Raw genomic sequence first — 21851 nt, 5'->3', positions numbered from 1 at the left:
AACTGGCCTTTTTGCCTGAGCGCTACCATCTGGCAGTAGGGCATGCGGCGACCAATCTAATTGAAGTTGAGAGTCCTATTTATCCTATGCTGCACTGTCGTCGAAAGCCGATTGCTGAGAAACTCTATAAAAGACGCTTGACCTGAAGTAGCTTCAGGACTGTAGGAGCCTGGGCGAAAGGGTCTGATAGTATGATGATTTCAGAAGTTGCCGGACTCACCGGGCTCAGCATCTCGACAATTCGCTTTCATGAGAAATCGGGGCTATGCCCTTCATCCAACGCGGCTCGGATGGCAAACGCAGGTTCAAGAAGACAGATGTCGATTGGTTGGAGTTATTGGCGTCACTTCGCTCGACAGGAGTGCCTTTGACGAAAATGCGATCTTTTGCAGAGCTCTATGCATCTGGCGACGGCAAGGTCCCTGAGCGCAAAGCTGTCCTGTTGGCGCATAGGCGGCGACTTGACGACCATCTCGCCATGGCTCTGCTTGATTCCGGGTGTCTGTCTCATCTCTACTCCTTGGTGGTTACGATGTGCCAGAAACCCACTCTTATCAAATCAACCTAAACTGTCCCATTAGCGCTGACGTCAGACAATATAGATCACACCCCAGATGCCAAAGCCCACCCCGGGGGTTGATCCGGCCAGATGTCCATGGTGACAGGAAACTGTTCGGGCCGGTAGCCTGCGAATTCATTTGTCATCAACGGAGACGGCGCAAACACAACAGACGCCAGTGCAACTGTCATCGCAAGAATGGGTAGATTTTGTTCATCAGGACAGGTCCTTCTGTTCGGGTCCCATCCCGGTTCAGCGTCGTGCTTCGTGGTCCGGGCGCATGGTCGCGATCAGCTCGGCCACCTTGATGCCGAATTTGCGCATCTCGGATTTGTTCATGATGACGCCGCTTTCGGTTAGGTAAAGCCAGTCGGTTGCTGTCAGCGTGTGACCGCCAGCATCTTCCGGTAGAATGATCTGGTACTCCATCTTGATTGTTGACCCAGAAACGACTCCTCGTGCCTCGCCGACAATGTCGTCGGCGGTGGCGGTGAACGTGTTGCCGTCGCTGAGCTTCAGGAACCATTTGCGACTTTGCTTTCTGCCATTTGAATAGGTGAACTCTTCGCTCAGCGTACCAGTGTCGCCGTCCCATTCACCGACCATTCTGGCAACGAACCTGTTCGTCATCTTTCCGGTTGGGCCATAAATCAGACCTTCGGAGAGGATTTCACCGCTCAGGTGGGTTTTGAGCGAAAAGGCAGGGCTTGTATCGGCATAGTCTGACGGGGTTTGTGCGCGAAAACTGAGAAACATGGACTTTGCCGCCATGACCAGAGCGGCAAGAATGAGCAGGGCAGTAAGGAGTTTCATTGGGTTGGGTTCTCCGTAGGAAGCGCCAGGACAAGCGCCAAGGCGCCGAGTTTCAGGATGCAGGGAAGGACGGCATAAGAGATGTTCAATGTATTCAGGGCCTCAGTGCTGTTTGTCGCGCCGGGTCTAAAGCCACTGCTTTCCAGCACGGGCAGAACCGCGAAAGCGGCCACAGCAAGGCCAAGTTTGCCCGCAAAGGACCAGATGCCAAAAGCTAACGATGCCTTTAGACCCGCCCGGGTCAGCGCCACCGAAAACATAGCCGGAAGGATAACCATATCGGCCCCCAAGGCGGCGCCGGATGCCAGGCAGATCACCGCAAAGCCAACCTGACTGCCGGGTGTTAGGAACGCGGCCCCGACAAAGCCGAGGATTGCCAAGGGCATGGCGACCAACAGCGTGGCCTTCGAGCCCATTCTTTGGCTCAGACGGGCCCATAGCGGCACGCTGAAACCTGCGCTGAGAAAGAACAGGATCAACAAGGGGCCGGCTTTGCCCGGCAGTTGTAAGCGGTCTTCCACGAAAAAAAGAAACAATGTCGAGGTAATGGCAACAGGTAGGCTGTTGACCAGTGCCAACACGAGAAGTCTCAGAGCGCCAGTTTGGCGTAGCCCACCAAGGGACATACGGTCGCCTTCGATGGGTTCGCGACGCCAGATCGGCAGGGTGATCACGGCAACGACAAGGGCCAGCGCTCCAAGAAACAGGCCAAACGCTTCGTATCCCTGACCGGTGGCCCCAAAGGTGACAAGGAAAGCCGGTGCAATGGCAGCAATCACCACGCCAGCCAGCATGCCACCCTCACGAAACGCCGCCAGCGTCATCAGAGAGCGTGGCGTCGGTTTGGCTGCCAAAGTGGCGCTGCGTCCATAGAGCAGGATCATGCCAAGGCTGTAGGCCGAGAAGAGCAGAACAAGGACTGCCACCAGACGTGGCATCGCGTTTGGCCCCGGTTGAGCGGTGAATAGCAATGGAAAGCCGATGGCCAGCCCAAGCGCCGCGGCGCTGGCAAACAGGATTTGTGCCCGTGGCCAGCGGTCGATTGCCCAGCCAATCAGTGGGTCCTGAACAAGATCGACCAGCCGGATGACCAACAGGATCGTGCCAATTGCCCCCAGCCCGATGCCAAGCTCGACCGAAGCAAACCTCGGCAAGTGGATGTAAAGCGGAATGCCAGCCGCGGCCAGCATCAGCGCATAGAGGCTGACACGCGGGTAAAGCATCACTCGCCCTTCAGTTTCCGGGTGAAGGATTCCGAACGTGTGTTTTCGCCAAGAAAGATCGACATGAACCTGTTCTTGATCCTTGGATGGCTTAGCGTGCAAACCCGTTTTCCATTGTGCCAGAATCCGATTTGGTTTGGCCCCTTGGAGATGGCGACATAGCGGTCACCCTTGCGTACATCGTTGAAACACTTTTCCAACTGGCCGCGCACTGGCAGAGTGGCCCCGGTACGGTTCAGTTCGCGCATGGTGGCTTCGACCAGATCAAGTTCTGTCAGGTTGCGGAAGTATTTCAGCTCGAGGCCGAAATCCTTGCTCCAGTCCAGAGGTGCTCCGGACTTGGTGAAGAGCTGAGCTTCGTAGAGCGGGAAGCCTATATAACGAAAAGTTGCCGTGCCGCGCGTTTCGGCATCGGGCAGCACAGATTTGATTGCGGACGCCTGCGTACCCGTGGGCGAAGCGAGCAAGGCAAAAGCAAAGACAAAACTACGCATGGGCCATCTCCACCTGAACGACATTGGTGTGCCCCACGGCAAAGGACGCGGCACAGATCTCGAGATAGTACTGCCAGTTGCGGAAGAAGCTCTCGCCATATCCCAATTCCGAAACGCGACGCTTTTGCGCGGTAAGGTTTTTGGTCCAGTTCCGACAGGTTCGGGCATAATCCCGCCCGAAAGCAAAGCTGTCGCGAACTGCGAACCCAGCGTTACTGGCTTGGGCCTCGATAACACGGTCCGACAGCAGCATGCCGCCAGGGAAAACGTATTGGCGGATGTAATCGGACGAGGACTTGTATGTGTCAAAAAAGCTGTCTTTGACGGTGATCGCTTGCAACAACACGCGCCCACCCTCGGCCAAGCTGCGCTTGAGCATGGCAAAGTAGCTGGGCCAGTAGCGCTCGCCCTCGGGGGTGCGCAGGATCAGCTGCCCGTCATGCAGTCGCTCGCAGGTCGATAGAAAATTCGATTTCAGAGCCTTGTTGATTAAGCGCATTTTCCATTCCTGTGATTAGGTGACGTTCATTCAGGGCGCGCACGACGCGCATTGCACTGGCGATACCGTCCTCGTGAAACCCGTGCCGGTTCCATGCTCCGGCAAACCATGTCCGGTTGCGTCCCTGCATTTCCCGAATGTCGCGCTGTGCCTTGAGCGCTGCCTTGTCAAACATCGGGTGGGCGAAGTTCGCTACGTCATAAACTTTGTCCTGAGGGATCTCGGTCGACGGGTTCAGGGTGACGAACAGGGGATCGGATTCAGGGATATTCTGCAGCCTGTTCATCCAATAAGTGAGGCCGATGTCGCCATCCTGCGACCGGTACGCCCAGCTCGACCAGCAGGCGCGCCGCCGGGGCATCTGATTTTCATCACAATGCAGAACAGCCGTATTGGGTTGATAGCGGATGTTACCAAGAGCGGCGGCTTCGGCGTGTGTCGCGTCTTGCCCCAAGATCTGGAGGGCCTGGTCCGAATGGCAAGCCATGATGATCTCGTCAAAAGAAGCCGATAGGCCCTTGTCAGCAAAGATGCGCACTTCATGCGTGTCGCGCTGGACATGCCGAACCGGTGCATCGGAGCGAATGACACAGCCGCGAGCCAGAAGCGCGGATTCCAACCGGCGGACATATTCGATGCTGCCACCTTTCACCGTCCACCACTGATGTTCGCCAGAGCCGGCTAAAAGTGCGTGGTTGCGGAAGAATTGTACCAGCGATTTCGCCGGGAATTGGTCTATATCTTCAACCGGGGTTGACCAGATCGCTCCGCACATCGGCATCAGGTAGTTGTTGCGGAACCAATCGCCGAGGCCCAGCTCCTCGACCAGTTCACCAATGGTCTTGTTGTCATCCGTAGCGGCAGCCTCGGCACGCTTTCCAAAGCGAATGATGTCCGCAATCATCTTGTAAAACTGCGGTCTCAGCAGGTTGCGTTTTTGCGCAGTGATCGATCCCACGTTGTTCAGACCGTATTCCAGCCAGCCATCATTGATGCTGGCGCCGAAACTCATCACGCTCTTGATCACCGGAACGTCGAGATCACGGAACAGCCGCGTCAGGTAGGGATAGGTTACGTAGTTGAACACGATGAATCCGGTGTCGACCGGTTGGTCGCCGTTCTTGCCCGCCATCACGGTTCGGGCATGCCCGCCTAGACGCGGGGCTGCTTCAAACAGGGTGACGTCATGGTAGGGCGCCAGATAATAGGCGGACGAGAGGCCCGATATACCACCGCCGACAATTGCGATTTTCTTTCTTGGGCCGTGAATCTGATCGAACATGCCGTCCTCATCTTTACAACGTTATGAGGCTGTTACGCGGCGCCGGTCAGATTGGATCAGAAAAGCACGAGAATAGTTTTTAACGCGTTCTGATCCATGAGCCGCGCAGCCGCGTATAGGACACATGATGCTGGAACATATTCAGGCCCAAACCCTGCATGCCCGACGCGGAAAGCTGAAGAACACCTTCAGCTACGGTGTCGATTTTGTGTTGACCGATCTTGGTGTTAAGGCGCCTTGGCTGTTGTCGCGAAACCGGTTCAATCTATGGTCACTGTGGGATCGTCAGCATGGCGGAACACGGGGTGACGGGCGCGGGTTGGCGTGGTTCAAGCAGGTTCTGCAAGAGCGTGGGTTTCGAACCAAGGACGCACAACTTTTGCTTCTGACCCAGCCAAGCTTCCTTTGGTTTCATTTCAACCCGGTCAGCTTTTGGATTGCGCTGCTTGATGGCACCCCGAGGGCCTTTGTTGCCGAGGTTAACAGCACCTTCGGCCAGCGACATTGCTATTTTTGCGCACACGAAGGATTTCGCCCGATCGCACGTAGTGACACTCTGGTTGCCGAGAAACTCATGCACGTGTCTCCGTTTCAGAGAATTGCTGGTCACTACCGGTTCAATTTCGGCTTCAGTGACACACGGATCGACATTCGCATTTCCTTTGAAAATGAAGACCAGGGCGTTCTGGCTACGCTATCCGGAGAGCGGCGTGCGGCAACAAACAGGTCGCTCCTTTGGGCCGCCGTCCGCCGACCCTTGGGTGCGGTGCGGGTTTTGGCGCTGATCCATTGGCAGGCGGCGATCCTGTATCTGAAACGCGCGCCGTTTCTTCGGAAACGCCCTGCGCCCGCGGCTCTTATAAGCGAAAGCCAGCCGTTAGGTGACGTCGGCAAATGACCGATTTCCTAAACAAGACATATTGGCTCATCGGAGCTAGCGAAGGATTGGGGCGAGCCCTTGCGAAGCGACTGGACGCAGAAGGTGCGCACCTGATCTTGTCGGCGCGTAATCGCGAGCGACTGAATGCCCTGAATGCCGAGTTGACCAGTGCAACCGTGCTTGCGCTGGACGTGACCGATGGCGACTCCGTGCGTCGCGCGGCGCAGGCGGTGGGTGATGTGGACGGTGTGATTTATAATGTCGGCGCCTACGAGCCCATGGGCACAACAGAGTGGGACAGCGAAACCGCGTTGACCATGGTGGATGTCAATTTCACCGGGGCGATGCGTGTCCTGGGCGAAGTGGTGCCAAGGATGGTTGCGCAGGATCGGGGCGACATTACCCTGATCGGATCACTGGCGGGATATCGCGGTCTTCCCGCCGCGATCGGGTATGGCGCCAGCAAGGCTGCATTGATCAGCCTTGCCGAAACCATGCGTTTTGATCTTAGAGACAGCGGAGTATTTGTGCGTCTGATCAATCCCGGTTTCATCAAGACCCGCCTGACCCTGAAAAACAAATTCCGTATGCCCATGTTGATGACGCCCGAAGATGCCGCGACCCGTGTGTTGAAGGCCATGACAAGGCGCCGTTTCCGCACGGATTTCCCGGCGCCGTTTTCCTGGGTGATCCGCGCGCTCGCAATTCTGCCGGACTGGCTGGTTTATCGCGGGAAGTAACGCCGTTTCCAACTTGTTCCGAAACGATGGGGCTGCCGAGTTTTCAGCAGCCCCAGATTGTTGGCGGTGCCCTGCCACGACGAACAGGTTATTGTCCTTAGTTCCGGGCTGGTCGCGTGACGGGAAGCGACCGTGTTGCACGGATCGCTCGAATTCCTTCGGCGGCACGTTTTCAGAAAGGCCCGGCCAGAATGCCCTTTTAGTTCAACGATCCTGTTCGGACGGAGTTTGTGACAGAACCAATTACATGCGTCCGGTGAGTATCTTAGCCAGATCAGGTTCAACCTTTTGGGTTTTTTCCAGATCCAGGCTGTTTTTAACGTGAAGAAGGTGGTGTTGGATGCTGTCTACCGCAGATTGCGGGTCACCACTCGCGATCGCATTGATGATCGACGCGTGCTCATCATCGGGGCAAGATGAGTCCTTGTTGGTTCCAAACAGCGCCACGATCAGAGAAGACCGGGTCACCAGTTCCCTGACGACGCGAGTGAGAACTGCGTTGTTGTGGCATTTAGCTAACTCGACATGAAATTCACCAGAGAGCCTGATAATTTCTGTTTGGTCGTTCCTTGCCCTAGCCTCATCTTCTTTTTTGATATGAAGCCGCAACGCTTTGACCCCCGCGTTGCTAATTTCTCGCGTCAAATCCCGAACGATACCGGTTTCGATCATCAAGCGGGCCTCAAACACGTCTCGGGCTTCTTCGGGGCTTGGGCAAGCAATGAATGCACCGCGGTTGGAATGAAGTTCAACAATGCCTTGGCTACTTAACAACAACAATGCGCGGCGGACGCGCATGCGACCAACGCCAAAGGTCTCACATAAGGTTTGTTCACTCAATTTGGTTCGTGGAGCCAGCTTTTGTTCCATTACGGCGGAATAAATTCGATCAACGATCAATTGCTCATCCGGATCAGATTGGACGGTGTCGAGTATTTGTTGTGCGTCTGTCATCTGGTTTCAATTCGACTGGAATTCTTGTGCGTTTTTCTTAGACGCACGGCTTCTGACTGACAATATATTGAGTATTTGTTCACAATATCAACACTGCCATTCATTAAAAAATGTTGACATAGATTGTTAACAATGTTGAGTTTGGCAACATCACCGGGATTCGACCTGTGACTCAATGACCTTTGCAAGCGCCCGAAAGAGGCGCCCGAACCTCAATAGGGAGGAAAAAATGAAACGCAGAAATCTGATGAAATCATCGGCGGCCCTGGCGCTGGCCATATCCGTTCTGGGCTCCACCGCCTGGGCGGAAAACCCGGTTCTCAAGATTGGCTTTGTTGGTGTGACTTCAGGTCCGGCAGCGGCCTGGGGCATCTCGAACCAGCGCTCGATGGAAGCACGCGCTGACTGGATCAATGAATCCGGCGGCTACAAGATCGGTGATACCACTTACGATATCGAAATCGTCTCGTTCGATGACCAGAAAGACCCCAAGCGCGCAATCGCGGGCATGGAGAAGATGGCACAGGAAGGCATCCACTATGTGGTTGGTCCGAATGTGGATGACGGCGCTGCTGCCGTGCGCCCTGTGGCCGAGGCTCAAGGGATCATGTATTTCCCATATGCCTTCCCGAAAGAGCTTTATACAGCGCCCGCGTCAAACGCGGTTCTGGGCATGGTCGCGAACTATCAGTCCGGCCCGGCGATTTACGAATACCTGCGCGACGAAAAAGGCGTGAAGACCGTGGCCTTTGTTGCGGCAAACGAGTCCGACCCGCTAAGCCAGCGCGACGGCGGTATCGCGGCAGCAAATGCGCTGGGTCTGGAAGTTGTTTCCGACAACGTAACCTATCAGGTGGACACGACTGATTTTACCCCGGTTCTGACGCCTGTAATGCGCACGCAGCCTGATCTTCTGGTTCTGTCCGGCGTCTCCCCGGCCAATGCACCTCAGTTGATCCGGTCTGCGCGCGAACTGGGGTATCAGGGCATAATCTCGACCGAGACCGCGCAGGATGCGACGGTTCTGCGCGAAGGTGCGGGCGATCTGGCCAACGGGTTCATCTCGGTCGGCGGTGCATCTACACCTGAAATCGCATCGGACGACATGAAGGAATTCGTCAAGCGTTACACCGATATGTTCGGCGAATATAACGATGAATCGAATACCAAGGTCTATGCGCTGGAGTATATTCTGGCGACTTTGAACGCCAACCCGGCGGGTATTGACGACGTCAAGGCGTTTCAGACCACGATGGACACGTTCGAAGCACCGAACCCCTTCATGAAGGGTGACGCCGTGATGCGCTATGTCGGAACAACCTCCTTCGGACAAAAGCGTCAGATTGCGGTCCCGCTGGTAGTGAATGTCTACCAGGACGGAGAGTTTGAAACACTCTTTGTCGCTGAAGTAGACTGAGGCGGAACTCCCCAAGACAAGGCGAAAGCCTAACGAGCCACTCAAACTCCCGGGCTGATGATCGGCCCGGGAAACCCGAACCCAACGCGGGACTATCATGGAACAGATACTAGCAAACGGCATCTACCTGGGCGCGCAATATGCGATGATCGCCTTAGGTTTGACGCTGATCTTTGCCCTGATGAACGTACTGAATTTTGCTCATGGACAGATGTACGTTCTCGGCGGCTTTGTGACCTACACCTTCTACGGACAACTTGGCTGGCCTTTCATCCTTGCGCTGCTGGCGTCCTGTATCACTCTGGCCGTACTTGGGGCGCTGATAGAACGGTTTCTGTTCGCCCCAGTCATACGACGATCGTCGCGCGAAGAAAGCACAATGCTGTTGGCAGCGGGACTGGCGTTTCTGTTTGATGCGGTCATCCTGTTGGTCTTTGGAGAAAAACAGCGCGGTGTGCCCAAGATCGTCAACGGAGTCTTCAACTGGGATTTCAAGTTGATCATGCCATATGATCGTATTTTGATCTGCGTGCTGGCTATCCTGTCGATCGTCACTTTCATCCTGTTTATGCAATATTCCAAAACTGGCCGCGCCCTGCGTGCGCTGGCGCAGGACAGAACCGCTGCCCAACTGATGGGCGTCAATGTTGCTCAGTACTCCATGATTGGGTTTGCCTTGGGCGCGATGCTGGCCGGATTGGTCGGAGGATTGCTGGTGACCATCACAGGCGTCAATCTAGGCATGGGCGGGCCAACCTCGATCAAAGCATTCATGATGGTGATGATCGGCGGTGCAGGCGTGATTTCCGGAGCAATCGCGGGCGGAATTATCCTTGGTTTCATGGAAGCCATCGGTCTGGCTGTCCTGTCTCAATATGGCGATATCACTTACCTGTTGATCTTCGTCTCACTGATGATTTTCCTGGCCATCCGCCCGCAGGGCCTGATGGGCAAACCGTGGGGATAACGCAGTGCCAAAACTATCAATGATTCAATGGGCCGGTGTGGCGGTCTTCCTGCTGGCCATCTTCATCGCGGTTCCCGGCTTTGTCGCCGCGTCCGGTCGGTCTGACCTGTACTACACGCTGACATCGGTGGCACTGCTGTCGATCGCCAGTGCCGGTGTCTGGCTGACCTTCTATATCGGCCGCATTAACATCGGGCAGGGTGCCTTTGCCCTGATCGGAGCTTATGTCTCGGCCATTCTGGTGACAAAGACTGGCATTTCGTTCTGGCTGTCCCTACCGCTTGCGGGCCTCTTTGCAGCTGGTGTGGCGGTTCTGATCGGTCTGCCGATCCTGCGGCTGCGGGGTGTGTATTTTGCAATGATCTCGCTGGTGCTGACACAGGTCGTCACCTTGACTGCGCTGGCCCTGCCCGTCACCAATGGTGCCAAGGGCATCACTTCGATCCCGCTTCCGGGTGGGGTGTCGATCCTTGGTATCCCTCTGATACCCGATTTCGGAACGCTGGAGAACCCAAGGCTGGCCTTCTACTACACGGCCTGTGTTCTGATGGTCCTGACCTTTGCCGCCATGTACCGGCTGGTGAATTCGCGCCTTGGCCATCTTTGTCGCTCGATGCAGCAGAATGAGGAACTGGCCAGCTCCATCGGTGTGAACATCTCGTATATCCGGGTCATCGTCTTTGCCATCTCGTCCTTTCTGGGCGGCATTGGCGGCGCGATGTTCGGATCGATTGCACAATCGGTTTATCCGTCCAGCTTTCAGGTCGCCGACAGTGTAAACTTCATGCTGAACTGCTTCCTCGGTGGTCTGGGATATGTGTTTGGCCCGATGCTGGGCACGCTGGTTCTGTATTTTGGCTGGGACCTGTTGTTCGAATTGGGTCGCTTCCAACTGCTGGCCTATTCCAGCTTGCTGATCATCCTGATGCTGTTCTTGCCCAACGGGCTGCTCAGCCTGCGTCTGCCCGGCAAGAAAGGAGAGGACAAATGAGCCATCTTCTGGAAGTCCGCCATGTCACCAAGAAATTCGGTGGTCTGACCGCGAACAGCAACATCTCGTTCAATGTCAATGAGAACGAGATCCTGTCGGTGATCGGACCGAACGGTGCGGGCAAAAGCACTCTGTTCAAGATGATTTCGTCCTTCCTGCCAACCACGACCGGAGAGGTGCTGTTCAAGGGTGAGAGGATTTCAAACCTGAAACCGCACGCAGTGGCGCGTAAAGGCGTTGTCCGTACGTTTCAAGAAACGACGATCTTCAAATCCATGACAGTGCGCGAAAGCATCATCGTCGCGCAGCACTTACGGGCCCGTGCCTCGCTGGCCGGGTATTTCTGGGGCACAAAAACGGCGCATGAGGATGTCGACAGTTTCGGGCAATATGCCGACGATCTGATCGAATTCCTCGGCATGACCGAGATCGCCAACGAACAGGCCTCAAACCTGCCACAGGGAAACCTGCGGGCGTTGGGGATCGCGATTGGTCTGGCAACAGATCCCAAGGTGTTGCTGCTGGATGAACCCTTCGCCGGGATGAACCATGACGAGACCATGAAAATGGTCAATCTGGTGCGCAAGGTGCGGGATGACCGGGGGGTGACCGTTCTACTGGTAGAACATGACATGCCTGCGGTGATGAATATCTCGGACCGGATCGTCGTGCTGAACTTCGGTGAGATGATCGCCGAGGGCACACCGGTAGAAATCCAGAACAACGAAAAAGTTATCGAAGCCTATCTGGGCAGCGCCGACGACGAGATTGGGATCTGAGCCATGACCAAGATGTTAGATTTCAAGGACGTCGAGCTCTACTACGATCACGTCTATGCCCTTAAAGGGGTATCAATTGATCTTGAGCAAGGCGAAACAGTTGCTCTGATCGGCGCCAATGGGGCAGGCAAAAGCTCGATCCTGCGGGCGATTACCGGGCTGGCGAAAATCAAATCCGGATCGGTGGCGTTTGAAGGTGAAGATATCGCTGGAACCAACCCGGCCGAGATTGTCTCGAAAGGCATCGCAATGGTTCCAGAAGGGCGGCGCGTCTTCCCGTACATGTCGGTAAAAGACAATCTTCTGATGGGGGCGTTTACCCGCTCAGACAAAGCGGATGTTCAACGCACTCTGGATTCGGTTCTGGAACGGTTTCCGCGTCTGAAAGAGCGCTACAGCCAGTCGGCAGGAACCTTGTCGGGTGGCGAGCAGCAGATGATGGTGATCGGGCGCGCTCTGATGGCTAAGCCACGCCTGCTGTTGCTGGATGAGCCGTCGTTGGGAATTGCGCCCAAACTGGTGCAGGACATTGCGCGGTCTATTGTGGCTATCAACCGGGACGAAGGTGTGTCTGTACTGCTGGTGGAACAGAACTCGCGCATGGCGCTGTCGATATCGCACCGCGCCTATGCACTAACCACAGGAAATGTGGTGATCTCCGGCAATTCCAAAGAGCTTTTGACCGATCCACGTATCAAAGCCGCCTATCTAGGCGGGGAAGTGTGAGTATGTTGTGAAACTGCTGGTCGTCAATCCCAACACTACATGTTCCATGACCCGTAAGATTGCGAAAGCGGCGCACGCTTGTGCACATCCCGAGACCGAGATCATAGCAGTGAACTCGCAAGATGGCCCGGCCAGTATTCAGGGGTATCTGGATGTTTCGACCTGCGTTCCGGGTCTGCTGGATGTGGTGAAGGCACACCCGGACGTGGACGCCATTGTTGTGGCGTGTTTCGACGACACCGGAGTCGACGCTGTGCGCTGTATAACTTCGGCGCCGGTCATCGGCGTCGGGGAAGCGGCCTACCACGCGGCCTCCATGATAAGCCCAAAATTCAGTGTAATTACAACCTTGTCCCGGTCTCTCGCAGGATTGGAAGCAAATTTGCTGCGCTACGGTTTGGATCGCAGATGTGTTCGGGTTCGGGCATCGGATGTACCGGTTCTGAAGCTTGAGGAAAACGATCCGGCGACCATCGACAAAATAAGGGTCGAAATTCGCGCCGCAATTGAGGAGGATAGAGCGGAAGCAATTGTTTTGGGCTGTGCGGGAATGACCGACCTCATGGCGCACCTATCGGAAGAATTCAAACTACCCGTTGTCGATGGCGTTGCCTGTGCCGTTACCTTTGCCGAAGCTTTGGTCAAAGCCAAGCTCACGACTTCGAAACTTTGTTCCTATTCCTAGGTGCTTGTTCCCAGAGTTTGATGGTGTGATAAATTCTTTGGAATCGGATAGGGGCTTTGGGACCACGTCGTCGCTGGAGCGACTTGTCATGCATGCCGTCGAAGCAGAAATACGGTGGTCGCAGGCTTTCAGCACAATACTGTGCTCGGAGCTTGAATTTAAACCAAAGGCGGTCGCGATTTAGAGTAAGCGGCAGACGGTAGGCGACAAGATGCCTTCAACCAATTTTTATCTTGAGGGAGTATGCGATTGTCGTTGTCTTCCAATGGCAACCACTCTTGCCTTTGGACAACACCCCCGATCAGCTTCGCCCACATTTGCAGAATCCGCTCCACAAGATGCCGTGACTAAGCACCAAACCAATCCTTGTAAGATCGCTGAAAAAGTTCGGCTTGCTCAATACTTTGCGACAGTGCCCAATTTAGGGGCCGGAACCCATCGATCCTTTGCGCGTGGAAAGATCAAAGTCAAAGTCTTCGCTATAATTGGCGCTCATGAACATAACAAACCGGTCGTGGAAATGCCTCGTGTGGGCGTGGGCCAGTCTATCGGCCTCCGGCACATCCCTGTCGCGAATTGCGTCAATCATGTCGTAGTGATCCGGGCTCAGAAGATGTTCGGTCGCCGATTCCGCCAGATAATCAAAATGCATGTGCAATATGCGACGTCCTTCCGAAAGAAGCTGACCATAGGCACGTCCGAGGTAGGGGTTTCTACCTGCTGCGGCGATCACCATGTGAAAGTCGTAGTTCGTCGCCGACATCTCTAGATAGTTGTTTTCGGCGCAGGCGCGATCAAAGGCCTGGGCCTTTTTCGTCATATTCTGGATTTCGTCCTCGGTCCGGTTTTGCGCCGCCAGACGCGTGTTGATCCGCTGTAGAAAATCCAGGGCTTCGACATAGCGGGGAAAGCCTTCAAAGTCGATTGGTGCAACCAGGGTTGAGCGGTTCGACAGCATCACTACCAAACCTTCGGCGGACAACCGAACCAGCGCTTCGCGCACGGGTGAGCGCGACATGGCGAATCGTTCCGACAAGCTGGTTTCATCCAGTGGCGATCCCGGCTTTAGCTCGAGTGTCAGAATCTCCCTCTTGAGTTCGCCATAGACAAACTTCGATCCACGACCCTTTGCGTGCCGTTGAGGAAGTTGCTGTGAATCAACCATTTTTTCTTAGTCCCTAATGAAGTGCCTGGGTCAAGTAGTTCGGCTTCGACTAAGTTTTTATTGACATGTCGCCATCGTGTCGACAGAAATCATGCAGACAAAATGTCGACACAGGGAGGTGAAAATGAAATTTGCCAAGGCTATTGCATCATCAGCGGTGGCGGTTGTTGCTGCGTCTCAGATGGCGCATGCGCAGGTCGCTGAAGACAGCCGTCTGAACACAGTCCTCGAACGCGGTTCGCTTCTGTGTAGCGGCCACAACGGTTCGTTTCTTGGATTTGCCGAGGTTGACGATCAGGGGAACTGGCGCGGTGTGGACATCGATTTGTGCAAGGCACTTGCGGCAGGTCTGTTTGGAACGTCCGAAGGTAACCTTGAGATTGTTCCGATAAGCTGGGCCCAGCGTTGGCCGTCTCTGCAATCCGGTGACATTGACGTTGTCATCAAGGTGTCCGGTTGGACCCAAAGCCGGGACACGGAGCTCAACCTGGCCTATAGCCGCCCGTATTTCATTGGTGCGTTTCAGGCAATGACGCGCACGGATCTCGGCGCCAAGACGATAGCGGATCTGGCCGGAGGGTCCATTTGTGTTGCTGCCGGTACTTCGACCGAGCGCGCCACTGCAACTTATCTCGACACGCATCAGATCGACGCCGAATTGCTGACTTTCGAGAATGGCGACGAACTACGCAATTCCTATTATGAGGGCCGCTGCGACAGTATTATCGAATGGGCGCCCAGCCTTGCCGCAGGGCGTGTCGATGCGCCGGACGGCGCGGATGCTCATGTCATCCTGCCGGATGTGATCGCACTGGAGGCGGAAGGCATCATTGTCCCGGAAGGCGACCCGGATTGGCTGGACGTCCAGAACTGGATGCTGTCCTCGCTGTGGTTCGCCGAAATGGAAGGAATCACGTCGGAGAACATCGACGACATGCGCGCCAACCCGCCTTCAGCGACGGTTGGTACATTTCTGGGAGTAAACCCGGGATATGGTGCGCGCCTGGGTCTGTCGGATGACTGGGCGTACAACATGATCAAAGAGGTCGGCAACTTTGCCGAAATCTACGACCGCAACATCGGATCTGGCTCTCCCTATAACCTGCCGCGTGGGATCAACAATCTCTATAACGCGGGCGGTGTCTTCTATCCGATGATCATCGACTAATACGTCGATGCCTACCGGGCGCAGCCTTTGGATTGCGCCCGGCTCAGGTCAGGTTGCCGCTTGGGGGATAAGCCGATGCAATCACTCATCAAAAGCAGAAAGTTCCGGGATACCGGACTGCAATTCGCATTTGTAGGCGGAATTGCGTCAATGCTGATTGTCATGGTGCTGGTTGGCCGCGCCAATCTCGAGGCGCAGGGAATGACTTCGGGGTTCGGGTTTCTTGAACGGGCCACAGGCTGGCGTATCAGCTTTTCTCTGATCGACTACAGCACGAACTCGACCTATGCGCGGGCAATTCTGGTCGGAATCCTCAATTCCCTGTTCCTTGGCGCTATTGCCCTGCCGATCGCCACGATCATGGGTGTCGCGGTAGGGGTCATGCGGACATCGGGCAACGGAATGGCCGAGCTGGTCGGCACCACATTTGTCGAGCTGTTCCGTAATGCGCCCCTAATCCTGCAGCTGTTGTTCTGGTACACGCTGCTTTTGTCTCTGCCCAGCCCCCGAAATGCAGAACCGATGCTGGGCGGTATCGCCCTGACAGGGCGCGGCATCTATATTCCGGGGCTCAATGTAACCGGTGCTTCTGTTTTTGTCTCCGTTCTGGTCATCGTCGCCGCGTTTGCGGCAGCGCTGTGGCTGGGGGCCAAGCGCTGGCCGGATTTGCATTTGCGAAAAGCCAGCAAGGAGAGAAAACTGTTGTGGTCTGCGGCTCTGGTTGCGGCCATTACAGCGATGTGGCTAGGGCGCATTCCCGAGACGCCCTTGGTAAGTGTTCCCGAAGCAGCCGGTTTGAATTTCCGCGGTGGAATCCGCGTTTCACCGGAACTGATGGCCTGTCTCATTGCCATCGCGATTTACGGCGCAGCCTACATTGCTGAAATCGTTCGGGCCGGCTTCAATGCCATTCCGAAAGGTCAGTCCGAGGCTGGACGCGCCCTAGGTCTGTCCTCGTGGTACATCTTCAGTCGCATTCGCCTTCCGTTGGCCATCCGCATCGTGATGCCAACGCTGATCAACCAGTATGTCTGGCTGTTCAAGGCGACTACGATTGGTATCGCTATCAGCTTCACCGACTTCTTCATGGTGATAAGCACTGCGATCAATCAGTCGGGGCAGACGCTGGAACTGATCGCGATACTGATGGGTGGTTTTCTGATCATCAACTATTCGATGGCCTGGGTTCTGAATCGCGTGAATGATGCGATCAAGCTCAAGGGCACGCAGCTGAGGATCTGAATGATGACCGATCTTTCAATTCCAAACACGCCTGCGTTCGGCAAGATCAAGAAACACTATTTTGCGACCCCACTGAATAGCGCGATCACCGTTCTTCTTGCAGCATTCACGGCCTGGGTTTTGTGGAACCTTTTCAACTGGGCGGTTCTCGAGGCGATCTGGGGCTATGGCAAGAACGAGGAGTGCCGCGCGCACGAGCATGGGGCCTGCTGGTCCTTTGTTGCGACGCGCTGGCGGATCGTGCTGTTCGGCCTCTACCCGTTCGAGGAACAGTGGCGCTCGGCGCTTGCCTGTATCGTCATGCTGGTAGTCGCGATCCTGTCCTGTGTTCCGGTGTTCTGGAATGCAATGCGCCTGCCGATTTTGTGGGTCGCCGGGTTCGGAGCCTTTTACATTTTGATGCGCGGTGGTGTCTTTGGCCTGACACCCGTGGTCGAGCGTGACTGGGGCGGGCTATCCCTGACGGTGTTCATATTTTCCGCCGTCTGCTTGATGGGCATGCCGTTGTCGATTGTTTTTGCCCTGCTGCGTAGGTCTGAACTGCCTTGGATCGCCAAAACCATGGCGCTGGTGATCGACGTCATCCGGTCCTTGCCGCTGCTGTCGATCATGTTCACCTTCGCCATCGTCTTGCCATTCGTGCTGCCGGGCTGGGCGATCGGTGACAAGCTGTACCGCGTGATCATTGGCTACGCGATTTTCTTTGCTTGCTATCAGGCCGAGATCATACGTGGCGGCATGCAGGCTATTCCGGCTGGTCAGGAAGAGGCCGCCAAGGCGCTTGGCATGGGCTACTGGCACCGGATCGGGTACATCGTGCTGCCGCAGGCCTTTCGCAACGCATTGCCGCCGACGATCAACCAGTTCGTCATCACGTTCAAAGAAACCTCGCTGGTCACCATTATCGGCTTCTTCGATATCTTGGCCTCGGGCCGTGCCGCCGCTGGTACCGCCGACTGGAGCTTTGCGACGATCGAAATGTACGTGTTTGTCGGCCTCATCTTCTTTGTCTTCGTGTTCTCACTGTCCCGCTATGGCGCCTATCTGGAACGCCGCATGAGCGTTGGCAGCCGTTGAGGAGGAAATCACATGTCTGAGCAAGCCATCTCGATCCGTGCCATGAACAAGTTCTATGGCGGCTTTCACGCGCTGAAGGACATCGATCTTGACGTTGGTCGGGGTGAGAAAGTGGTCATTTGCGGCCCGTCGGGGTCGGGAAAATCCACCCTGATCCGCTGCATCAACCGGCTTGAAGAATATCAGGCTGGAACCATAGAAGTTAACGGCATTCCGTTGGATGACAATGTCGACAACATCGACGAAATCCGGCGCGAGGCGGGAATGGTATTTCAGAACTTCAATCTGTTCCCGCACATGACCATTCTTGAAAACTGCACGCTGGCTCCGACGCTTGTGCGCAAAAAGTCCCGCGAAGAGGCCGAGCAAATTGCCATGTCTTATCTGGAGCGGGTCAAGATCCCAGAACAGGCGCACAAATATCCCGGCGAGCTTTCGGGTGGCCAGCAGCAGCGCGTGGCCATCGCCCGCGCCCTGTGCATGGCGCCAGAGATCATGCTGTTCGACGAGCCGACTTCGGCGCTGGATCCCGAGATGATTTCCGAGGTGCTGGATGTGATGGTCGGACTGGCCGAGGAGGGCATGACCATGGTCTGCGTGACGCATGAGATGGGATTCGCACGTCAGGTGGCGGATCGGGTGATCTTCATGGCGGAGGGCGAAATCATCGAACAGGCCCCGCCCGGCGAGTTTTTCGAGAACCCAAAAAGCGAACGCACCAAAACCTTTCTTGGTCAGGTCCTCGGTCACTGATCATGGCGATGGATTCTCACGACATATCCACCCATGACGCCGAAGTGGACGCACGCAATGACGCGCTTCTGATCTACGTAAACGGCGAGCTTGTGCGCAAGGAAGAGGCCAGTGTCTCAGTTTATGACAGCGGCTTCATGTTGGGCGATGGCATGTGGGAAGGTTTGCGATTGTATGATGGCGAATGGGCCTTTTTCGACGAACATATGGATCGCCTCTTCAATTCACTCAAATCGGTCTCGATCGATATCGGCATGGGCCCCGAGGACATACGGGGCATTCTGGATCAGACGGCAGCGGCCAATGGCATGATCTCCGACGCCCATTGCCGTCTGATGATCACACGCGGTCGCAAGGCGAAACCGTTTCAGCATCCGGGCCTCAGCAGGTTCGGCCCAACGATTGTTGCGATTATTGAACACTCCAAACCCGCTGAGGGTCTGCAATCGCAGGGTATCCGGCTGGCCACCGTGCCGCAGGTCCGAGGGCTGCCGACCAGCCAGGACCCGAAGTTCAATAGCCATTCCAAGCTCAACTGCGTGATCGCCTGTCTTCAGGCGGAGCAGGCCGGCGCGGATGAGGGTCTGATGCTGGACCCGCATGGGTTTGTAAACACCACCAACGCCTGCAATTTCTTTATCGTCCGGCGAGGCGAAGTTTGGACATCGACCGGGGACTACTGCATGAACGGTGTAACCCGCGCCAAGGTCATCTCGCTGTGCCGCCAGAATGACATTCCGGTCTTTGAAAAGAATTTTTCGCTATACGAGGCCTATGGTGCGGATGAGGCGTTTCTGACCGGCACGTTCGGGGCGCAGACGCCTGTAGCCTCAATCGATGGCAAGACGATTGGCGATGAAGGTGGCGCAGGTCCGGTCACTCGGCAAATCCGAGAGCTCTACAAAGATCTAGTCGCCAATAACGTGGCAACCCAGAAATCCCAGCGCGGACGATCGTCATGAAACCAAACATCATCCTGTTCATGGTCGACCAATTGACCTCGTTCGTGCTGAATGCCTATGGGGGAACGGTCTGCAAAACGCCCAATATCGACGCGCTTGCCGCGCGTGGCAAGGTTTTTGAGAACGCCTATTGCCCCTATCCCTTATGTGCACCGTCGCGTTTCGGCATGATGGCCGGACGGCTGCCGTCGCGCATCGGGGCCTATGATAATGGGGCCGAATTCACCGCGTCCACACCGACCTTCGCCCACTATCTGCGGCTGAACGGCTACTATACCTGCATCTCGGGCAAGATGCATTTCGTGGGCCCGGACCAGTATCACGGGTTCGAGGAACGGTTGACCACCGAGATTTACCCAGCCGACATGTCCTGGACGCCGGATGCGGATTTCCGCGATTTCAACAAGGATGAAGAACGCGCCTATACTTTTGGCGTCTCGACCATCGACACAGTGCGCGACGCAGGCCCGGTCGCCCGTTCGATGCAGATCGACTACGACGAGGATGTTGTTCACCACGCGGTGCGAGAGCTTTACACCCGAGCCCGCAGCGACGATGACCGCCCGTTTATGATGACGGTTTCACTGACTCATCCGCACGATCCTTATGTGATTACCCGAGACTATTGGGACAGGTACGATGACGCACACATCGACGCGCCACGCGTGCCACATATCCCAGTCGATCAGCGCGACGCGCACAGCCAATCGCTCTACTACCACTATGGTCAGGACAAGTGCGAACTGAGCGATGCCGATTATCGCAATGCCCGGCGCGGGTATTACGGCATGATCTCATATGTGGATGATCTGTTCGGTCGGCTGATGCAGGCGCTGGAGGACAGTGGCTACGCCGACAACACAGTTGTAATGTTCGCCTCGGATCACGGCGACATGATCGGCGAGCGCGGGATGTGGTTTAAGAAAACCCTGTTCAACCCCGCGATTCAGGTACCGTTGATCATTGCCCATCCCGAACACGCTCCGGGTCGCGTTTCTGCCCCGGTATCGCTGTTGGATATCTTTCCAACCCTCCTCGATATCAGTGGCGTGCCCGCCAAGGATATACGGACACCGCTTGACGGGCGCAGCCTGTTGCCAGCGCTGCGCGGAGAGCCCCAGTGCGGTCCGGTTTTTTCCGAACATATCGACGGCGGCACGTCAGCCCCGCGTGTCTGCATCCGCGAGGGTGAGAAAAAACTGATACTCTCGCGCGCCTATCCGCCACAATTCTATGACCTGTCCAACGACCCGCTGGAACAGACAAACATCGCGGGGCAGGGCGATCCTGACGAGGCACGCCTAACCCAACTGGCCGAGGAGACCTGGCCGCTGGACACTTTGCTGGACGACGTCGTGGCCAGCCAGGTGGCCCGCAAGCTGATCGACACTGCACTGTCAACAGGGCGTGAGGAAATTTGGGATTTTACACCGCGTCCCCTGACCCAGAACACCAACTATGTCCGTCGGGGCGACGCGTTTCCAACCGTCGAGCGGCGTGGATACCTCTACTACAACAAATCACAGGACTCTGACTAATGAGCTACAACGTGAAACTCTCTGGCATCATGCCAGCCCTGGTGACGCCGTTTGGCGACGATAACAAGATCGATTTCGACGCGTTCGAAAAGCTGTTATCGCATCTCCGCGAGGCTGGCGTCGCAGGTTGGGTCCCAAATGGTTCAACTGGTGAGTATTTCTCGCAGAGTAATGAAGAACGCCGAGCCGTCCTGCAATTCGTCAAAGACTTTGCCAACGACGGCGAGATCCTGATCGCAGGAACAAATGCCCCTGCAACGCGTGAGGTGATCGCGCAAACGGCGATGGCCAAGGAAATCGGCTATGACATCGTGCTGCTTGCGCCGCCATTCTATACACGCCCGACGCAGGACGAACTGATCCGGCATTATGAAACCGTACTGGAGGAGGTGGATGTCAATCTAGTTCTCTACAGCTATCCGGCAAAGGATGGCGCTGATATCAGCTTCGAGCTCATGGATCATTTCGCCGACAATCCACGCGTGATCGGCATCAAGGAAAGTTCGGGCGTGCTGCAACGCGCCGTCGACATTGCCAGCCGGTATGAGGGCAAAATTCAGCTGATCTCAGGTTCGGACGACATTGCGCTAGACTTCATGTTCTGGGGCGCGGACAGCTGGATCTGCGGACCGTCGAACTGCATGGCCCGGGCCTGCTGCGATCTGGACCGTGCCTATCGGGCAGGAGATTTGGACAAGGCGCGCGAGATGATGAAGAAACTCTATCGCGCCATGAATATCCTGGAATCCGGCAAGTTCGTTCAAAAAATTAAATACGGCTGCGAACTTCAGGGCCTGTCGTTGGGCGAATGTCGCGCACCGTGGGGGCCGCTGACGGATGAAGAAAAGGCAGACATGCGCGCGGCGATGGAGCCAATCCTGAACTGGTAGTCCCACCCAGGGTACGCTTGGCTACATGCCGTTCGCGCCCGGTCGTC

Annotated in this window: 22 protein-coding genes and 1 pseudogene; 16 read left to right on the top strand and 7 right to left on the bottom strand. The window is 55.9% G+C overall.

Annotation, left to right across the window (positions count from 1 at the left end; genetic code table 11):
- Window positions 1-191: 191 nt before the first annotated feature.
- Window positions 192-371: a MerR family transcriptional regulator gene (locus ACR0JI_RS17105; protein WP_480477906.1), complete on the top strand. Its 180-nt coding sequence runs from the start codon at window positions 192-194 to the stop codon at window positions 369-371.
- 440 nt (window positions 372-811) lie between these two features.
- Here the strand turns inward: ACR0JI_RS17105 and ACR0JI_RS17100 are convergent, their stop codons facing one another.
- The 5 genes and pseudogenes from ACR0JI_RS17100 to ACR0JI_RS17080 form a co-directional block, all read right to left on the bottom strand.
- Entirely contained in the window at window positions 812-1372 is a 561-nt protein-coding gene (locus ACR0JI_RS17100) for a DUF3833 domain-containing protein (protein ID WP_480477902.1), read from the bottom strand.
- On the bottom strand, window positions 1369-2595 hold the full coding sequence (locus ACR0JI_RS17095) for an MFS transporter (RefSeq protein WP_480477900.1): 1227 nt from the start codon (window positions 2593-2595) through the stop codon (window positions 1369-1371). Before ACR0JI_RS17095 ends, ACR0JI_RS17100 begins: the two co-directional genes overlap by 4 nt.
- Window positions 2595-3089 (bottom strand): hypothetical protein, encoded by a 495-nt coding sequence (locus ACR0JI_RS17090; RefSeq protein WP_480477898.1) that lies wholly within the window; start codon window positions 3087-3089, stop codon window positions 2595-2597. Before ACR0JI_RS17090 ends, ACR0JI_RS17095 begins: the two co-directional genes overlap by 1 nt.
- Window positions 3082-3498, bottom strand: a pseudogene (locus tag ACR0JI_RS17085) (class I SAM-dependent methyltransferase); the annotation flags it as partial. The pseudogene ACR0JI_RS17085 and the gene ACR0JI_RS17090, both read right to left, overlap by 8 nt.
- A gap of 28 nt (window positions 3499-3526) precedes the next feature.
- On the bottom strand, window positions 3527-4870 hold the full coding sequence (locus ACR0JI_RS17080) for an NAD(P)/FAD-dependent oxidoreductase (RefSeq protein WP_480477896.1): 1344 nt from the start codon (window positions 4868-4870) through the stop codon (window positions 3527-3529).
- A gap of 127 nt (window positions 4871-4997) precedes the next feature.
- On the opposite strand from ACR0JI_RS17080, the gene ACR0JI_RS17075 reads away from it, so the two are divergent.
- Together ACR0JI_RS17075 and ACR0JI_RS17070 are read left to right on the top strand one after the other, a co-directional pair.
- The gene (locus tag ACR0JI_RS17075) at window positions 4998-5768 is read left to right on the top strand and encodes a DUF1365 domain-containing protein (RefSeq protein ID WP_480495257.1); all 771 of its coding nucleotides are present in this window, start codon (window positions 4998-5000) and stop codon (window positions 5766-5768) included.
- Entirely contained in the window at window positions 5765-6490 is a 726-nt protein-coding gene (locus ACR0JI_RS17070; RefSeq protein WP_480477892.1) for an SDR family NAD(P)-dependent oxidoreductase, read from the top strand. Before ACR0JI_RS17075 ends, ACR0JI_RS17070 begins: the two co-directional genes overlap by 4 nt.
- Before the next feature lie 243 nt (window positions 6491-6733).
- On the opposite strand, the gene ACR0JI_RS17065 is transcribed toward ACR0JI_RS17070, so the two are convergent.
- Window positions 6734-7444 (bottom strand): GntR family transcriptional regulator, encoded by a 711-nt coding sequence (locus tag ACR0JI_RS17065; protein WP_480477890.1) that lies wholly within the window; start codon window positions 7442-7444, stop codon window positions 6734-6736.
- A 229-nt stretch (window positions 7445-7673) separates the two neighbouring features.
- Here ACR0JI_RS17065 and ACR0JI_RS17060 point away from each other — a divergent pair, with 229 nt between their 5' ends.
- The 6 genes from ACR0JI_RS17060 (at window position 7674) to ACR0JI_RS17035 (ending at window position 13009) form a co-directional block, all read left to right on the top strand.
- Entirely contained in the window at window positions 7674-8861 is a 1188-nt protein-coding gene (locus ACR0JI_RS17060; protein WP_480495255.1) for an ABC transporter substrate-binding protein, read from the top strand.
- A 97-nt stretch (window positions 8862-8958) separates the two neighbouring features.
- Window positions 8959-9828, top strand: a complete 870-nt coding sequence (locus ACR0JI_RS17055; protein ID WP_480477886.1) for a branched-chain amino acid ABC transporter permease — start codon at window positions 8959-8961, stop codon at window positions 9826-9828.
- A 19-nt stretch (window positions 9829-9847) separates the two neighbouring features.
- The gene (locus tag ACR0JI_RS17050) at window positions 9848-10819 is read left to right on the top strand and encodes a branched-chain amino acid ABC transporter permease (RefSeq protein ID WP_480478205.1); all 972 of its coding nucleotides are present in this window, start codon (window positions 9848-9850) and stop codon (window positions 10817-10819) included.
- The gene (locus tag ACR0JI_RS17045) at window positions 10816-11598 is read left to right on the top strand and encodes an ABC transporter ATP-binding protein (RefSeq protein ID WP_480495253.1); all 783 of its coding nucleotides are present in this window, start codon (window positions 10816-10818) and stop codon (window positions 11596-11598) included. The genes ACR0JI_RS17050 and ACR0JI_RS17045 overlap by 4 nt, the downstream gene beginning before the upstream one ends.
- 3 nt (window positions 11599-11601) lie before the next feature.
- Entirely contained in the window at window positions 11602-12324 is a 723-nt protein-coding gene (locus ACR0JI_RS17040; RefSeq protein ID WP_480477882.1) for an ABC transporter ATP-binding protein, read from the top strand.
- A 7-nt stretch (window positions 12325-12331) separates the two neighbouring features.
- A complete protein-coding gene (locus tag ACR0JI_RS17035) occupies window positions 12332-13009 on the top strand; it encodes an aspartate/glutamate racemase family protein (RefSeq protein WP_480495251.1) in 678 nt (225 codons plus the stop codon).
- A 421-nt stretch (window positions 13010-13430) separates the two neighbouring features.
- Here ACR0JI_RS17035 and ACR0JI_RS17030 read toward each other — a convergent pair whose 3' ends face one another.
- Window positions 13431-14174 (bottom strand): GntR family transcriptional regulator, encoded by a 744-nt coding sequence (locus ACR0JI_RS17030; protein WP_480477878.1) that lies wholly within the window; start codon window positions 14172-14174, stop codon window positions 13431-13433.
- A 124-nt stretch (window positions 14175-14298) separates the two neighbouring features.
- Between ACR0JI_RS17030 and ACR0JI_RS17025 the strand changes: the two genes are divergently transcribed.
- From ACR0JI_RS17025 to dapA, 7 genes are all read left to right on the top strand, one after another.
- Entirely contained in the window at window positions 14299-15342 is a 1044-nt protein-coding gene (locus ACR0JI_RS17025) for a transporter substrate-binding domain-containing protein (protein WP_480477876.1), read from the top strand.
- 75 nt (window positions 15343-15417) lie between these two features.
- The gene (locus ACR0JI_RS17020; protein WP_480477874.1) at window positions 15418-16584 is read left to right on the top strand and encodes an amino acid ABC transporter permease; all 1167 of its coding nucleotides are present in this window, start codon (window positions 15418-15420) and stop codon (window positions 16582-16584) included.
- Between the two features lie 3 nt (window positions 16585-16587).
- Window positions 16588-17661: an amino acid ABC transporter permease gene (locus ACR0JI_RS17015; protein ID WP_480477872.1), complete on the top strand. Its 1074-nt coding sequence runs from the start codon at window positions 16588-16590 to the stop codon at window positions 17659-17661.
- Window positions 17662-17673: 12 nt separating this feature from the next.
- Entirely contained in the window at window positions 17674-18414 is a 741-nt protein-coding gene (locus ACR0JI_RS17010; RefSeq protein WP_480477870.1) for an amino acid ABC transporter ATP-binding protein, read from the top strand.
- 8 nt (window positions 18415-18422) lie between these two features.
- Complete coding sequence (locus tag ACR0JI_RS17005; protein ID WP_480495280.1) at window positions 18423-19376, top strand: aminotransferase class IV; 954 nt, start codon at window positions 18423-18425, stop codon at window positions 19374-19376.
- Window positions 19373-20914, top strand: coding sequence for a choline-sulfatase (gene betC, locus ACR0JI_RS17000; protein ID WP_480495249.1), 1542 nt, complete (start codon window positions 19373-19375; stop codon window positions 20912-20914). The genes ACR0JI_RS17005 and betC overlap by 4 nt, the downstream gene beginning before the upstream one ends.
- Window positions 20914-21804 (top strand): 4-hydroxy-tetrahydrodipicolinate synthase, encoded by an 891-nt coding sequence (gene dapA / locus ACR0JI_RS16995; RefSeq protein ID WP_480495247.1) that lies wholly within the window; start codon window positions 20914-20916, stop codon window positions 21802-21804. The genes betC and dapA overlap by 1 nt, the downstream gene beginning before the upstream one ends.
- Window positions 21805-21851: the final 47 nt, after the last annotated feature.

This window comes from Ruegeria sp. N10 (assembly GCF_056531545.1).
Note: the sequence above shows the minus strand (reverse complement) of the source record. Positions and strands in the feature narration are given on the sequence as shown.